Annotated in this window: 15 protein-coding genes; 6 read left to right on the forward strand and 9 right to left on the reverse strand. The window is 43.4% G+C overall.

Going from position 1 to position 16,534, the window contains the following annotated elements:
* Window positions 1-64: 64 nt before the first annotated feature.
* The 4 genes from fabG to RT034_RS04440 all read right to left on the reverse strand — a co-directional run bounded on the left by fabG (window position 65) and on the right by RT034_RS04440 (window position 3,317).
* A complete protein-coding gene (gene fabG / locus RT034_RS04425; RefSeq protein WP_313014093.1) occupies window positions 65-793 on the reverse strand; it encodes a 3-oxoacyl-ACP reductase FabG in 729 nt (242 codons plus the stop codon).
* A 17-nt stretch (window positions 794-810) separates the two neighbouring features.
* Window positions 811-1,815: an ACP S-malonyltransferase gene (gene fabD / locus RT034_RS04430; RefSeq protein ID WP_409566304.1), complete on the reverse strand. Its 1,005-nt coding sequence runs from the start codon at window positions 1,813-1,815 to the stop codon at window positions 811-813.
* A gap of 437 nt (window positions 1,816-2,252) precedes the next feature.
* Entirely contained in the window at window positions 2,253-2,438 is a 186-nt protein-coding gene (gene rpmF, locus RT034_RS04435) for a 50S ribosomal protein L32 (RefSeq protein ID WP_007115626.1), read from the reverse strand.
* Window positions 2,439-2,684: 246 nt separating this feature from the next.
* Window positions 2,685-3,317, reverse strand: coding sequence for a YceD family protein (locus tag RT034_RS04440; RefSeq protein WP_313014096.1), 633 nt, complete (start codon window positions 3,315-3,317; stop codon window positions 2,685-2,687).
* Between the two features lie 210 nt (window positions 3,318-3,527).
* Between RT034_RS04440 and RT034_RS04445 the strand changes: the two genes are divergently transcribed.
* A complete protein-coding gene (locus tag RT034_RS04445; protein ID WP_313014097.1) occupies window positions 3,528-4,262 on the forward strand; it encodes an elongation factor P hydroxylase in 735 nt (244 codons plus the stop codon).
* Between the two features lie 57 nt (window positions 4,263-4,319).
* Here RT034_RS04445 and RT034_RS04450 read toward each other — a convergent pair whose 3' ends face one another.
* The 5 genes from RT034_RS04450 to RT034_RS04470 all read right to left on the reverse strand — a co-directional run bounded on the left by RT034_RS04450 (window position 4,320) and on the right by RT034_RS04470 (window position 10,034).
* Window positions 4,320-4,883, reverse strand: a complete 564-nt coding sequence (locus RT034_RS04450; RefSeq protein ID WP_313014099.1) for a c-type cytochrome — start codon at window positions 4,881-4,883, stop codon at window positions 4,320-4,322.
* A gap of 162 nt (window positions 4,884-5,045) precedes the next feature.
* Window positions 5,046-5,528, reverse strand: a complete 483-nt coding sequence (locus tag RT034_RS04455; protein ID WP_313014101.1) for a hypothetical protein — start codon at window positions 5,526-5,528, stop codon at window positions 5,046-5,048.
* A 73-nt stretch (window positions 5,529-5,601) separates the two neighbouring features.
* Window positions 5,602-6,318, reverse strand: coding sequence for a ribonuclease PH (gene rph, locus RT034_RS04460; RefSeq protein WP_060994509.1), 717 nt, complete (start codon window positions 6,316-6,318; stop codon window positions 5,602-5,604).
* A 132-nt stretch (window positions 6,319-6,450) separates the two neighbouring features.
* A complete protein-coding gene (locus RT034_RS04465) occupies window positions 6,451-8,205 on the reverse strand; it encodes an AMP-binding protein (RefSeq protein WP_409566301.1) in 1,755 nt (584 codons plus the stop codon).
* Window positions 8,206-8,312: 107 nt separating this feature from the next.
* Window positions 8,313-10,034: an AMP-binding protein gene (locus RT034_RS04470; protein WP_313014159.1), complete on the reverse strand. Its 1,722-nt coding sequence runs from the start codon at window positions 10,032-10,034 to the stop codon at window positions 8,313-8,315.
* A gap of 515 nt (window positions 10,035-10,549) precedes the next feature.
* On the opposite strand from RT034_RS04470, the gene parC reads away from it, so the two are divergent.
* The 5 genes from parC to dapC all read left to right on the forward strand — a co-directional run.
* Entirely contained in the window at window positions 10,550-12,805 is a 2,256-nt protein-coding gene (parC, locus tag RT034_RS04475; protein WP_313014103.1) for a DNA topoisomerase IV subunit A, read from the forward strand.
* 62 nt (window positions 12,806-12,867) lie between these two features.
* On the forward strand, window positions 12,868-13,557 hold the full coding sequence (locus RT034_RS04480) for a hypothetical protein (protein WP_128680752.1): 690 nt from the start codon (window positions 12,868-12,870) through the stop codon (window positions 13,555-13,557).
* Window positions 13,550-14,644, forward strand: coding sequence for an XRE family transcriptional regulator (locus tag RT034_RS04485; RefSeq protein WP_313014106.1), 1,095 nt, complete (start codon window positions 13,550-13,552; stop codon window positions 14,642-14,644). Before RT034_RS04480 ends, RT034_RS04485 begins: the two co-directional genes overlap by 8 nt.
* Window positions 14,645-14,826: 182 nt before the next feature.
* Window positions 14,827-15,192, forward strand: a complete 366-nt coding sequence (locus RT034_RS04490; protein WP_313014108.1) for a hypothetical protein — start codon at window positions 14,827-14,829, stop codon at window positions 15,190-15,192.
* A 194-nt stretch (window positions 15,193-15,386) separates the two neighbouring features.
* Window positions 15,387-16,534: succinyldiaminopimelate transaminase (gene dapC / locus RT034_RS04495; protein WP_313014110.1), on the forward strand; the 1,148-nt coding region annotated here is incomplete at its 3' end.

Consider the following 16,534-nt stretch of genomic DNA (forward strand, 5'->3'; position numbering starts at 1 on the left):
ATATTTTAAGTTCAAAAACTGTATTTTAAGGCCCGTTAGGTTGGTGTTTGGCAGGCTAATCCATTTACATGTACATGCCACCATTGACGTCAAGCACGGTGCCGGTAATATAACCTGCTTCTTCACTTGCCAAGAAATTTACCGCAGCTGCGATGTCTTCAGGTTTGCCCAGTCTGGCTAGCGGAACGGCATTAAGCATGGGTTGAATCAATGCTTCATCAAGCTCGCTAGTCATGTCGGTGTCGATAAAGCCTGGTGCCACGCAGTTGACCGTGATTTGGCGTGACCCAATCTCCCGAGCCAGTGAGCGGGTAAAGCCTTCAATACCTGCTTTGCTTGCCGTATAGTTGGTTTGTCCGGCATTGCCCATCGCTGCGACTACTGAGGTGATATTAATAATGCGACCTTGCCGCGCTTTCATCATGCCTTTTATGGCGCGTTTACTAGTGCGAAACACCGAGGTCAAATTCACGTCGAGTACGCGCTCCCAGGCATTGTCATCCATTCGCATGAGCAGACCATCTTGGGTAATACCGGCATTGTTGACTAGTACCTGTACATTGCCAAATTCTTTTTCAATGCTATCAAATAACTGGTTGATTTGCTCGGCATCTTGCACATTGAGCACACGACCTGCGCCCCCCAATTCTTGTAGGTAATCATTGACTGCCGCTGCACCTTTTTCACTGGTAGCAGTGCCGATGACAAGATAGCCTTCATTTGCTAGACGTTTGGCGATTGCTTGACCAATTCCACGGCTAGCGCCTGTCACTAATGCAATACGTTGAGTCATATACTTCCTTGGTTTTTTTATTGGGCTGATAATTGTTGTTTTATATTATCTAGTTTGGCCACTGTATCGGTTGCTAGTGTGTTAATTTTCTGCGCTTGGCGTTTGGCTAGTCCTGTCAGCACACTACCGCTACCACATTCGATTTGTAAGCTGATTTGCGCGTCTGCTAAATTATTCTCAATAGTCGACCATAGCACGGGCATATTGAGCTGCTCAATCAACGCTTGTTTGATTGCGGTCACATCGGTTTCTACCCGCGCATGGCGATTTTGTATCACGGGAATGCTAGGTGGGTTAAATGTCACGTTTTCCAATTCTGCGGCAAGCTTATCGGTGGCAGGCGTCATCAGCTGGCAATGTGACGGTACACTAACTTTAAGCGGCATGCTTTTTTTACCAAGCGCAATGATTTTCTCTGACGCTAAATCCACGCCTGCCACATTGCCTGCAATCACCACTTGCCCTGGCGCGTTAAAATTGGCTGGACTGACCACTGCCTGCGTATGCTCCGCTACCACAGCGTCACATATTTGTTGTACATCTTCATCAGGCAGACCTAAAATCGCTGCCATTTTACCTGTTTGTGATTGCATGGCTGCGCTCATATACTGGCCACGATGATGCACCAGCTTTACAGCATCTGCCAAACTCAATACCTCAGCGGCACACAGCGCACTGTATTCACCCAGTGAATGCCCGGCAACATATGCCGGCTGTAAATCAAGCTCATCGCGCAGCACCCGCCAAATCGCCATACTGGCGGTCAATAGTGCAGGTTGGGTATACGCGGTATCATCCAAAGAGGCGGCACCTGACGCCCCTTGGCATATCGCCCACAAGTCAAACCCAAGGGCTGTTGAGGCTTCATCAAACGTTGCTTTGACGATAGGATACTGGGCTGTCCAATCTTGTAGCATGCCCACACTCTGCGAGCCTTGTCCTGGAAAAATCACAGCATATTTCATAGATGCAGCATTTTGTGATGAAGTGGCTGGTTGATTTGCGCTGGCTTGGCTTTGCATTGGGTTGTCCATAATGTCCTAACTTATTATATTGTACTACTTTATTTGTACTGCTTATGTTGTATTGCGTCTACTAGAGCGCTAAAAAACATGGTTAAAAAAATTTGCTTGGGCTATTTTTTGGTCGATTACTTTACCAAAAGTTATCAGCAAAATCAAAATGGCGTCAGTAGCTTGGATTGACGTTATAGGCTTATCAAACTTGGCTGGCAATAATATAACTTACTATCAAGCCAGCAGGCAAAAGTAAGTCAGCAAATTTATGTGTACAATTGTACTCTGATTATTATGGCATATTGAAAAAAAAATTCTAGCTTTTTCTTTGGGGTATTTTTACATAAAAAACAAATAAAAAAAGGCTGATGATTCATCATCAGCCTTTTTGGTGCTTAGCCAATGCATACTAAGCTATGTCAAAGCCCTGCAGTTTGCGCTAATTATTCAGCAACGGCTGCTACTTTGAATAATTGACGACCACGGTAAAAACCGTCTTTGGTCGCATGGTGACGGATGTGTTTTTCACCGGTAGTTGCATCTACAGCAACAGCATTGATTGTGATGCGGTCGTGTGAACGACGCATATCACGGCGTGAACGGCTTTTACGGTTTTGTTGAACAGCCATGAGGTTAGCTCCTGTGCTTCTCGCTATTAAAACATCGTTCCCTTAACCTCATTACATCATCATGCAAACAACTTGATATCGATATCTAGCATGGATATAAGGCAAACTATTGGAACAGACAATCGGATAAATTTATAAACGCCATATTATACGTAAAAAAACCTATTTAGCAAAGCCTTAACCGACATTTAGTGGCAAGTTTTTGTTACTACGTGTATGACGGCATATCTAATGGTGTGGTTGTTATTAACTTTTTAGGCTTGCCAGTACCGCAAACGGATTTTCTTTTTCCGCCACTGCCTCTGGCAACTCGCCCACCTCAGTGACTGCCATTTCGCAGTCATCATGCTTGGGCGCTAATGGCAAATCAACCAATAACTCATCTTCAATCATCGGTAATAGCCACAGTTTATTGTCATCCGTTAGCTCATCAATCAGGATGATTTCTGTGCCTTCATCAAGCAATGCGACGTGATTTTCATCTTCAAGTAGCGCAAGCTCACTATCGACATCCAGACTCACTGCGACAGGATCTAGGCAGCGCTGGCAGGTTTGCCAAAGCACGCCCGTGGTGTGTAATTGCCAAAATACCACGTCCCCTTTTTTCTGAATGTCTAATATCACATCCAGTGGCTGATCGTTGTCATGATTTTCATCACCCAAGGCATAGATACGTGGCAAATCCTTGAGACTCACCTTGCCTTCCCAGTGATAATGGTTATCGTTGTTATGCTCCCAACGTGCCAAGTCAATAAACTTGACCAAGCTGGCACTGGAGCCAATCTCACTGGTAGTGTTATTGGCGGTTTTGGATGGGGCAGTTGTTGGTACATCTTGCGATGATTGTGCTGGCACGTTTGATGAAGAATGTAGCGTCATTTCACCGCTCCTTTTAATTATGTTGCGTTGTAGTATAAAGCATACTGACATCCATTGCATGGTAGCATGTTGTAGGCGTGATTTCCTAGTCGATGCGGGCTGTTAAATTGTATAATAGCAATTTTTATCAACCCGACTTTTGCTATGTCCACACACCTATCGCTAATATCCGCACAAATATCACCACGAACCCTTGCTATTTTCCCCTTTATGACGCTGCCTTTTGTCAGTCAATTCGCGGTGGTGCCTGTGTTAGCCAATGATATGGACACAACGGTGATTGACCAAAAAAAGGCGCAGTTAGCATTAAGGGTTAATTTTTTGCCCGTACTCGCCAGTATATCAAAGACAAAAAATCGCCGTTTGACTGACTATCAATGGGTATCGGTGGAAGCATTACAAGTGCAATGGCTGATAGGTTGGTTCAAACGGTGGTTTTGCCATCGTGATACGATTTTGGTCAAAGGCGAGCACGAGCCTGAATATTTTGCCGCGACCGAGACCGAGCCTGCCAAAATTGTGTTTGCGCATGGATTTTTTGCCAGTGCCTTGCATGAAATTAGCCATTGGTGTATGGCAGGTCAAAAACGCCGATTGCTCAATGACTTTGGCTACTGGTATGCGCCCGATGGACGTAATCAGCAGCAGCAGCAACAGTTCGAACAAGTAGAAATCCTGCCGCAAGCGATTGAATGTTTATTGACGCTGGCTTGCAACAAACCCTTTAGCGTGTCTAAAGATAATTTATTTGCCGATTTTGATACCAGTCAGAGCACTTTTGAAGCCGATGTACAAGCCCAAGCGGTGAAGTTTTGGCAAACGGGACAAAAACTGTCAACCGATGCCAAAGTGTTGCTAAGTCAGTTAACCAAACTGCGCCCACTACCATTGACCTCGTTTGATATCTATCACAATTTTATCAAAGTTAATTTTTATCAAAGTTAATTAGACCAATAAAAAAAGGCAGTCATTGAATGCTGCCTTTTTATTAGGGATAACAAATTAATCTTCTTTATATTTGTCATGACAGGATTTACAGCTAGCGCCCAAATCGCCAAATTGGGTTTTGATGCCATCAACACTGGTTGCAGTCGCAGCAGCGGCATTAAGGGCACTGGCAGCAGTTTTAAATTTATCAATTTGTTGTTGGAACCCTGCAGCATCGCGCCAAATTTCATCTTTTGCTTCACCGCCCTTAGCTGTCTCTGGATAATGCACCCAAGGATTTTGGTTAAGTTTGTCGGCGGCGGCTTTGACTTGCGCGGCATCAAATTTGCTTGGATCTTTGACCATGGCACCAATGGTTTGGCTGGTTTTTTTCCAATCTTTCATGATTCTTTCACGCGCTTTTTTGTGGTCTTCTGGCGTCATGTTGGGGTCAACTGCCGTGGTCGATGTTGTCGTGGTACTTACCGTAGCGGTTGCCGTTGCACCATTGGCGCTAGCGGTAACTGTGGTAGCAGGCGCTGAGGCAGTAGTTGTGGTTGTGATTTCTGTTTTTTTATTACAGCCCACCAACGCCATCGCAACGATTAATGGGGTGGCAAATTTTAATGCAGTTGACATCGTCCTTTCCTTCCGTGTTTTTTTATATGAATTAAATAATGAATGTTATTATCATAGTGTGGATTAATCATCTCTAAGGATTTTAACAAGTATTGGCAAAAAAATTATTATGATTTGGTAACTAAGCCTACCCACTGTGTGAGATAGGGTGTGGTTTTTTGCTTAAGTGCTTTGTAGTTTGATTGCTTTGCCTTGGGTTTTGATGGGCTTACCTTGTATGACGGCTTGGGCGATTTTGATATGTTTAGGGTCATGAAAACCTGTGATGTGATACAAGGTTAGACCGTCAGCATTGTAGATGGTCATGCCATCGGTGGTCGGCTCAATGCTATCGCTGGGCAACAACTGATAGCTTGTGACTTTAGCACCTTGGTGATGGCTAAAACCTTGTTGGGTCAGTCGCAGCTCACCCCCTGTTAAAGTAGGCACCTCTTTTTTTCGGTTGAATGATTGCCACGCAACACTTGCGATGATGGCTAGTAAAATCATCAGCGAGCCGATGGCGACTGAGAGCATTTTAAATGCCATCAATAGCCCTACCACGGCAATGGCTATACCTACCCAAAGTATTTGGGTCAATATGGTGGGTGTCACCGCTTGACTTTGCAAACCAATGGTAACGCCTGTGTCGGTGACTTTTAACATAATAATCTCTATGACAATTAAAAGGGCGTATGCGCTACGCCCTTACTAGTCTAGCTTGTTTTGTTAGGCTATTTTACCAACCTAGCACTGCTTGTTGTTCGGCAATCAGCTGTTTGATGCCTTCTTCGGCAATCGCTAGCATTTCATCCACTTGCGCACGGGTAAACGGTTTTTCTTCGGCAGTGCCTTGAATCTCGATAAACTCGCCTTTTTGCGTCATCACGACGTTAAGATCTGTGTCACAGCTTGAGTCTTCGCTATAGTTCAAATCCAAGAGTACTTCGCCATTTTTGATACCCACAGAGACCGCCGCTACCAAGCCTACCAAAGGATCGGCTTTGAGTTTTTTGGCGGCTTGCAATTTTTCTAACGCATCGACCAATGCCACAGCCGCACCGGTGATACTGGCAGTACGGGTACCGCCATCGGCTTGCAGCACGTCACAGTCGATATGGATGGTATTTTCCCCAAGCTTTTCAAGATCGACCATCGCCCGTAAGCTACGACCAATCAACCGCTGAATCTCTTGGGTACGACCTGATTGTTTACCTTTGGCGGCTTCGCGTTGGGTACGCTCGTGGGTCGCACGTGGCAACATACCGTATTCAGCGGTAATCCAGCCCTTACCTGTGCCTTTGAGCCAGCGCGGTACTTGGGTTTCGATACTGGCGGTACATAGCACTTTGGTATCACCATAGCTGACCAACACGGCACCTTCGGCATGTTTGGTAAAGTTGCGCACAAAACTAATTGGGCGAAGTTGGTTGTTTTCACGATTATCGATACGCATAAGATTCCCTAAAAGACCGCCTTGACGGTTTGGTAGATAGTTTTTAAGCAATGGGCAAAAATTACAGTGGTTTTATGCTACCTTGCCAACCCAGTTTTAGCAAGACAATTCCGTCGGCAACATGGCAGGTTGCTATTCAAGCCCTTCACGCTTACGCAGCTCTTTACGTAAAATTTTACCAACATTGGACTTGGGCAGACTATCGACAAATTCGACATAGCGTGGGCGTTTATAGCCACTTAAATGCTGTTTACCAAACGCCAGTAGCTGCTCAGCGGTGACGCGGTTGTGTTTTCTGACCACAAATATTTTGGGCTCTTCCCCGCGCGTCGCGCTTGGTACCCCAATCGCCACACACTCGAGCACATCGGCATGCTCAAGCATCACCGATTCAATCTCATTTGGGTAGACATTAAACCCTGACACCACAATCATGTCTTTTTTACGGTCAACGATTTTGATAAAACCGCGCTCATCAATGATGCCAATATCGCCCGTGCGCAAATAGCCTGTCGCGGTAAACGCATTAGCGGTCTCGACAGGTAGATTGCGATACCCCACCATCACTTGCGGGCCTTTGACGGCGATTTCCCCGCGTTCGCCAATGCGCACAGGTTGGTCGTTGTTGTCCAATAAGATGATGTCAGTGGCAGGGGTGGGCAGCCCGACTTTGTTGGTAAATTCTGCGATAGTTAACGGATTAAAGGTAATCACAGGTGCGGTTTCTGAGAGCCCATACCCTTCGATAATCGGCAACCCTGTGATGGTGTGCCATTTTTTGGCAACACTGGGTAGGATTGCCATGCCCCCGCCAATGGTGGCTTTGAGTTGGGAAAAATCGAGCCTTCGAAACTCAGGATGCTGTATCAAGGCGCTAAATAGCGTATTGACCCCTAAAATAAAATGCGGCGGTGTACGCCTTAGCGTATTGACCAGTTCATTGATATCACGTGGATTGGGCACGAGTCTTGATGCAAACCCACGATACAAAATAAAAACACAGCAAATGGTGAATGAAAATACATGATACAGCGGCAATGACGCCAAAATAATATCTTCCTGCCCTTCTTCATCATACGCGCTGCGAATCAACGCATCGATTTGCAGCAAATTGGCAATCACATTGCCATGACTGAGCATTGCGCCTTTTGCCGTCCCTGTGGTACCACCGGTATATTGAATTAATACGATATTCGATAACGTGAGATTTGGGCGTTGATAAGCCTTGCTAGCGCCCGCTAATAAATGACTAAAATATATCCAATTACCTTTTGGCGGCAAATCGGTGGTCGCTGAGACCAAATTGATTAATGCACCTTTGAGCTTACTTTTTAAATCACCCAAACGACAGATGATTAAATGATGTAAATCGCGGTTAAGGTTATCGGCAATGTCTTTATAGGTATAAATAAATTTATCTAATATAAACAACGCCTTGATGTCGGCATCATCCATTTGGTGCTCAAGCTCGCGGCTGGTGTAGGAAGGATTCATACTTACCAGTACCATGCCAGCACGGATGACACCAAGGGTAATCACAGGATATTGCAAAATATTGGGCAACATCACGCCAATAGCATCGCCGACCTTGAGCCCTAACTGCTGCAGATAAATGGCAATCTTTAGACTCAGTTTATCTAGTTGCTCGTAAGTAATCTCCTGATCATCGCAGTAATACGCCACTTGCCGCGCATGTTTGGCAAACCCCGCTTCTAACATGTCAATCAGCGACGTTTGTTCATCTGGCATATCGATGGTACTACGAATGTTATAGCGCTCGTAGCTAATCAGCCACGGTTGCTGATTTTCTTCCCATTCATACATCTCATGCATCGGGCGCTCATTGATTGGTGAAATAGCGTCATCCATAAACTCAGTATTGCTCATAACAGCCTATTGGTATCCCCAATTTTATAAGGTTAGTTGGGCGCGATGCAATAAAAAACCCAACTAATCTGATATAGAAAAGCTGGGTTTTGGCAACAAGCGTTAGCTTACTTTTTTTCTTCAAGTTTACGCAGTTCTTTACGCAGGATTTTGCCAACGTTTGATTTTGGCAATTCATCCACAAACTCAACTTTACGCGGACGTTTATAACCCGTTAACTCGCTTCGCGCATATTGCAGCAACTCTTCCTCGGTGAGGCTTGGGTCTTTACGTACCACAAACGCTTTTGGTACTTCACCGCTTTTTTCGCTCGGCACCCCAATCACCCCGACTTCCAACACTTTAGGATGCGCCGCTAGCACTTCTTCAACTTCGTTTGGATAGACGTTAAATCCTGATACCAAAATCATGTCTTTTTTACGGTCAACGATTTTGAAGTAGCCTTGCTCATCAATGACAGCGATGTCACCGGTTTTGAAATAACCGTCTGCTGTCATTACTTCTGTAGTGGCTTCAGGACGCTGCCAGTAGCCTTTCATCACTTGTGGACCTTTAACTGCAATCTCACCACGCTCACCTGCTGCGACTTCATTGCCGTTGTCATCGAGCAGTTTGATATCGGTGTTGGGCATCGGGATACCAATTTTGGCACTAAATTGCTCTTGTGCCAAGGGGTTTAGGGTGGCAACGGGTGAAGTTTCGGACAAACCATAGCCTTCTAGGATATTGGTACCTGTAATACGTTTCCACTCTTCAGCGGTTGAAGGCAATACCGACATACCACCGCCTAGCGACAAACGCAATTTGCTGTGGTCTAATGCGCGAAAACCGGCGTGGTGCGCCAAGCCATTAAATAATGTGTTCACCGCAGGGAAGAACACTGGCTTATATTTTGCTAATTCTTTGACAAAACTGTCCAGGTCGCGGGGGTTTGGAATCAATACACCGGTAAAGCCCATGTTCATACATAGTAGCGCACAGGCGGTAAATGAGAAAATATGATAGAGCGGTAAGGCAATGACGACGTACTCACCCACCATTTGATTGGGGAACACTTGTCTGGCGAACTCTTGGCACTGTAGCATATTGGATACCAAGTTACTGTGGGTAAGCATCGCACCTTTAGCAACCCCTGTGGTGCCGCCAGTGTACTGTAGTACCGCAATATCACTGCCTTTGATACCCTCTGGGCGCTGATAGCGACTGGCAGAAGCTTGCTTGATCACACTCTTAAAGGTCACATGCCCGTCAATTTGCCAAGCTGGAATGGCTTTTTTGACATATTTGACCACGGTATTGACGAGCATACCTTTGAACGTACCCATCAAATCACCGATTGAACAGACGATAACGTGATCAACCATTTTTTTGCCGATATCTTGATAGGTTTTGGCAAAGTTTTCAACGATAAATAACGCTTTGGCTTGCGAGTCTTCTAACTGATGCGCTAATTCATGAGCGGTGTATAGTGGATTGACATTGACCAAGATAAAACCTGCGCGGATGATACCAATCATACACACGGGGTATTGCAAGATATTTGGCATCATCACCGCAACGGTATCGCCTTTTTGTAGACCCAATCCCTGCAAATATGCCGCGATTTGGCGGCTGTAAGTATCTAGCTGACGATAGGTCATGCTACTACCCATGCACACAAAGGCATCACTTCCATTGAATTGTTCGAAATTCTTTTCAAAAACATTCATTAGGTTAACTTCGTCACCGGGCATTTGCATGTTATAGTTCATGCCGTAATGCTGGTAAGTCTTTAACCAAGGTTTCTCATGATGATCGGTAAGCTTTGGCGCATGTGGCTGCGCTTCCATAGTATCGATGGGAGTATCGATAGGCGCATTGTATTGGGCATTGTTGTCAGGGGTTTGAGCTGAGGTGGTTGATTCATTCATGAGAAATGTTTTCCTTAGGTATGCGGTCTATCAGCGAATAGCATATTGATAATTAAAAGAATTTTTATAAAAAGGTCCATCCCACTACTAAAAATTATATTAAAAATCGCGGCCAAATGTGTTATTAACATACTAAATATTTACTCAATTCTCAAGCCTATTCTCTGTACTTATGGGATGATAAAAATGATTTCGCATCGAAATAGTTATCCGTTATTTGACTGTTAAAGCAGCTACAGTGTCCAATTATCTTTAAAAGGCGTTTTTGCGACACAGTTTGACGCGTGAAACTGAGCAAATTTGCCATGTCATGGATTAATACTTGTTTTTCTACTCTCAAGCTTTATGATATTTCCTCATACTTCTTATCTCTCTTTTGAACTTTCTTTCTTTTGCACTTTCTTTTATTTTTTGTCATTGATTAAGTAACCATTATGTCTGATACCTTTGTAGCAAAAATTACCAAACCAAACGATTTGAACAACCCCACTCGCTCAGTCGCTGAATTTACCGAAAACGCGTATCTCAACTACGCGATGTACGTCATCATGGACCGGGCATTGCCACACGTTGCCGACGGGTTAAAACCCGTGCAGCGCCGTATCGTGTATGCGATGAGCGAGCTTGGGCTCAAAAATACCGCCAAACCCAAAAAATCAGCGCGCACTATCGGCGACGTCATTGGTAAATACCATCCGCATGGCGACTCCGCCTGTTATGAAGCCATGGTGTTGATGAGCCAACCGTTTAGCTACCGTTATCCACTCATTAGCGGTCAAGGCAATTTCGGCTCGCCCGATGACCCAAAATCCTTCGCTGCGATGCGCTATACCGAAGCCAAGCTGTCGGCTTATGCCAATACCTTGCTAAACGAGCTTGGTCAAGGCACTGTCGATTGGCAAGACAACTTTGATGGCACCCTGCAAGAACCCGTCACCTTGCCTGCCCGCCTACCGAACATCTTGCTTAACGGCACAACCGGCATTGCGGTCGGTATGGCAACCGATATTCCGCCGCATAACTTGTCTGAAGTGGTCAAAGGCTGTATTGCGCTACTTAAAAAACCCACAATGACGGAAAAAGAGCTGGCAAAGTACATCCCTGCACCCGATTTGCCGACCAAAGCAGAAATCATCACCTCGCCTGAGGATTTGCTACAGCTATATAAAACGGGTCGTGGTAGCTACAAAATGCGCGCTACTTATCATGTCGATGACAAAGAAAAAAACTTAGTCATCATCGATGCGCTACCCTATCAAATCTCCGGCAATAAAATCATTGAGCAAATTGCCAATTTAATTAATGCCAAAAAACTGCCTTGGGTAACAGACATCCATGACGAATCCGACCACCAAAACGCTTGCCGTATCGTGCTTGAGCTGCGCTCTAACCGTGTTGATATCGAGCCGATGATGAGCCATCTGTTTGCCAGTACCGACCTTGAGAGTAATTACCGCGTTAATCTCAACATGATTGGCACCAATGGCAAACCCCAAGTCAAATCACTGCTTACCATCCTCACCGAATGGCTGTCTGTGCGCCGAGATACTGTCACGCGCCGTTTGCAATACCGCTTAGATAAAATCGAGCAGCGCCTGCATATCTTGGCAGGTTTGCTGATTGCCTATCTTCATATTGATGAGATCATCCGTATCATCCGTGAGGAAGACGACCCAAAAGCAGAATTGATGACGCGCTATGATTTGACCGAAATCCAAGCCAACGCGATTTTGGATATTCGTCTGCGTCAATTGGCACGCCTTGAAGAAATTGAGCTCAAACGTGAACAAAGTGACTTAGAAACAGAAAAAGCCCAAATCGAAGCATACTTGAACAACCCAGACAAATTGACGGGCTTAATGATTGAAGAGCTCACTGCCGATATGAAAGAGCATGGCGACAAACGCCAATCGCCGATTGTAGAACGCACGGAAGCCACCGCGCTTAAAGAAACTGACCTAACCCCAAGCGAGCCTGTGACGGTCATCGTGTCAAAATCAGGCTGGATTCGCTCCGCCAAAGGGCACGATGTCGATGCCGCCAATATGAATTACCGTTCGGGCGATGCCTATCTTGCCCATGCGCAAGGCAAGTCCAATGAAAAAGTCTATCTCATGGATAACACCGGTCGCAGCTATCGCCTCGATGCCCATACCTTACCCTCTGCGCGGGGGCAAGGCGAGCCACTCACAAGCCTGCTAAAACCCACGGGCGGGGCAAGTTTTGTCAATGTACTGATGGGACAAGATGACAGTAAGCTCATCATGGCAAGCTCACAAGGGTATGGCTTTATTAACACCTTTGCTGATCTTGATACCAATCAAAAAGCGGGCAAAAATGTGATTAATTTTGATGACGCCTGTAGTTTAATAACCCACCAAATTGGTGAGCAAGATACGCTAGTTGGCGTGGTCAGCTCGGCAGGGCATTTGCTGGTATACCCATTGACTGAGTTACCGATGATGAAAAAAGGCAAAGGCAATAAGCTGATTGATTTAAAAGACGGTGACAGTGTGGTCGCCATCACCACATTTGCCGAAGGGGATAGTTTGTCATTGGACAGTGGTAAACGCACGTTGACGCTCAAACCGATGGATATTGCCAATTTTATGGGTACACGCGGTCGACGCGGTGCACTCCTGCCAAAAGGGTTTCAAAAGGTGAGTGGGATCAATAGAATTATTTCATAATTTTTATTTTTTCATACATCAATTGATGTTATAATTTATAAAAATCCAAAGGGTAATTAAGTATGTTCCAAATTTCTCAGTATGAACTATTTCCTGAAATTGATGAGATAAATCACGATACAAAAATTATAACTAAATCTCAAGCCGTTGAAATATTAAATGAGCGGTTTGGTTTCGAGCCACAGTTAGTTTTTGATGCTATAAAATCAGCAGACAATAATTTTGATTATAAATCAAATTTAAATCCTGCAAGTGGCATATCTCGTTGGGGTGATATTAATGAATCGATTGCTCAACAATTATTACTTTTGGGTTATAAACATGAACGTTTAAATGGTCAACCTACTCTTATAAATGAAAAATACAAAATTCAATTAGTAGTAATGTCAGCAAATAAATCAATAGGAAACATAGATGCTCCTATTTCTTCAAATTGCCCGAAAGGTAGTGAAACCGAAACAAAAATTAAATTAAATCAGCCTGACTGTGAAATTGAAACTTGGTTTCTATATTATCCCTCAAGAGGACATGCTATTTATCAATCTGATAGCCCAGAACTTATATTTGAAGTTGCTAAACCCACTTCTGTATATGTGGTAAACGAAGATAAGATTTTCCCTATCAATCATGAGTCCCGTTTAATATTTACTCAAGATGGTGAATCAACTTCATATATTAGTGAATTTGCAGATGAATCGATTAATGAAGATTCATTTGATATTGGATATAAAGTTACAGGTAGTGATGAATAATTTAGCAAATTTAAGTTTTAGTAAATATCGTTTAAAAGTTGCAAAAGACCTTAGAGGTTTATCAAACAAAGATTTATCTAATATTCTTTCATGTACAGAAGTAACAGTTTCAAATTATTTAAATGAAAATAAACCCTTTGTACCTGACTTTGAAAGAATTGTCTTACTAAGTGAAAAATTAGGTTTGCCTTTTAGTTTCTTTCAATCTAATTATGATAAAAGAGTTAGTGATGAACAGATTTTTTATCGTTCATTTAATCGTATTAAAGCTCAATATCGTAATTCCGCCCGTGCATATAGCGAGTTTGCTATACAAACATTAGAATTTTTCGATAATAAAATTTCTAATTTACCTAAATTCAAAGGTATTAATGTTGATATTGATAACTTGATTGATGACCCAGAGAAAACCGCACTTACATTGAGAGCTGAGTGGAAGCTGGGAATGTTACCTATTAAGAACATGATAGGTGTTTTAGAGTCGCATGGTATAGCAGTTTTTAGACTTCCTTTAGAAGTCAAAGAAGTAGATGCCTTTTCATTTTATCATGATGGCAGACCCATTATTTTTTTAAACACATTTAAATCACCTGAAAGACAACGATTTGATGCTGCTCATGAATTAGGTCATATAATTCTACATAGTGATGATGTTAATGTTCTTCAAAATATGAAAGAAAAAGAAAATCAAGCTGATAGATTTGCAGCTAGTTTTCTTATGCCTAAAGATTTATTCATTAGCAATGCACCAAATAATTTATCATTGCAAAATATGATTCATTATAAACATTATTGGAAAGTTTCATTGGTTGCACTAAATTACAATCTACATAAATTAGGTTTATTAAGTGAATGGAAATATCGCGCTAATACTATCGAGTTTAGTAAAAATGGCTATTATAATTCTGAACCTGAGTCTGTTGAGCGTGATGAACCAATTTTACTTAATAAAATTATTGATATTTTACTTAAGAAAGAAGGACGTAATTTTCATCAACCATTAGATTTCGGATTTCAAATTTTCGATGAAATTACTTTCAAATTAACCAGCAATAAAATTCGTCCAAAACTAAGAGTGTTAACTTAAAAATCACAATCCGACCTATTTTTAAATTAATATTAGTTAAGTCACAAATTATTCAAGTTTATCATATAGGTTATTTTTTTAAATAATAATAAGCGCGTAATAATTCAACACAAAAACCGTATTTAACCGTTGGCAGAAAATCGCTATGCTCTGCCAACCCTCTCATCAAAATTAATCTTCCTATGTACGACTCCGTATTCCAAGATATCAAAACCCATATCGTTAGCTTCACAGGCTTAGAGCGAGATGCCCTGCATATTTACGTTGGCATTGGGGTATTTCTTATCACAAGTCTACTTTTTAAAAATCACCGCTACCGTTGGCTTATTGCCTTATTTGCGGTGATTGCTGCTGCCAGCATGGGTGAAGTGCTAGACAGACATGACCAGCTTATAATCGACAAGCATTGGTACTGGCAAGGCAGTGTGCATGATATAGTAAACACCTGCTTTTTCCCCACCCTTTTTACCTTGATACTTACCTTTACCCATTTTTTTGAGCGGAACTCTGAGCGAAATACTGCCCAAACTCATGGTTCAAAACGTTAATTGAGTATCAACTTTTAGCAAACTTTTGGTTCAATCTTGGCAAACTCAGCGATTCGGGGTAAAGTAACCTCATTTTTCACAGTATTTTTAAAATCCCGGTACTTTTAAAATCACAGTATTTTAAAAGTACCGGGATTTTAAAATCACAGTATTTTAAAATTAGTTCTCTCGCATATATGGACAGCCAACCCCTTATGAATCCGCAATTACAGCTTTTGCACCCTTATCCGTTTGCCAAGATGGCAACCTTGCTACAAGGCATCACCCCAAACCCAGACTATGCCCCGATTAAACTGGGTATCGGTGAGCCGCAGCACACGCCACCACAGTTTGTGTTAGACGTCATCAAAGACAATTTGGCTAAAATCCAAAATTACCCCTCCACCAACGGTTTGCCCGAGCTGCGCCAAGCGATTGCCGATTGGGTTCAGCGCCGTTTTCAGGTCAAACAATTAAATGCCGACACCCAAGTGTTACCGGTGATGGGTACGCGTGAGGCGCTATTTAGTTTTGTACAAGCGGCGTTTAACCGTGAGGATAGCAAACGACCTTACGTGGTGATGCCAAATCCGTTTTATCAGATTTATGAAGGGGCGACGCTGCTCGCTGGTGGACAGCCGTATTTTGTCAATTGTACCGCCGACAATAATTTTGTCGGTGACTATGACAGCGTGCCAAGCGAGGTTTGGGAAAAGACTCAACTGGTCTTTGTGTGTAGTCCAAACAACCCAACTGGCTCGGTGATGGATATGGCGCAGTGGCAACGACTTATAGAATTGTCAGATAAATACGGCTTTATCTTAGCCAGTGACGAGTGCTACAGTGAACTATATTTTGACGTACCACCAATTGGACTACTTGAAGTCTGCGCCAAACTCGGACGCGATGATTTTGCCAATTGCGTGGTGTTTCATTCGCTGTCAAAACGCTCCAATCTACCTGGCATGCGCTCAGGATTTGTGGCAGGTGATGCCAAGCTACTAGCGCCGTATGCCCAGTACCGCACTTATCAAGGCTGCGCGATGCCGATTCATCATCAGCTGGCTTCGATTACCGCGTGGCAAGATGAAGCCCATGTGGAAGAAAACCGCAAACTATATCGCCAAAAGTTTGATTTGTGGATGGACAAGCTGTCAGACAAATTACCGCTACGCCGTCCTGATGCCGGTTTTTATTTTTGGTTGCCGGTACAAGATGATGAGCAGTTTGTCAAAGTAATTTATGAACAGCTAAATATCCATGCGCTCGCAGGGCGTTACCTGTCTCGCGATACGCCCCCATACCAAAACAACAGCGGTAACGCTGGCAAAAACCATGTGCGCATGGCATTGGTTGCAGATAT

This window comes from Moraxella sp. CTOTU48841, from assembly GCF_032061225.1.
Classification (GTDB): Bacteria; Pseudomonadota; Gammaproteobacteria; order Pseudomonadales; family Moraxellaceae; genus Faucicola; species Faucicola cinerea.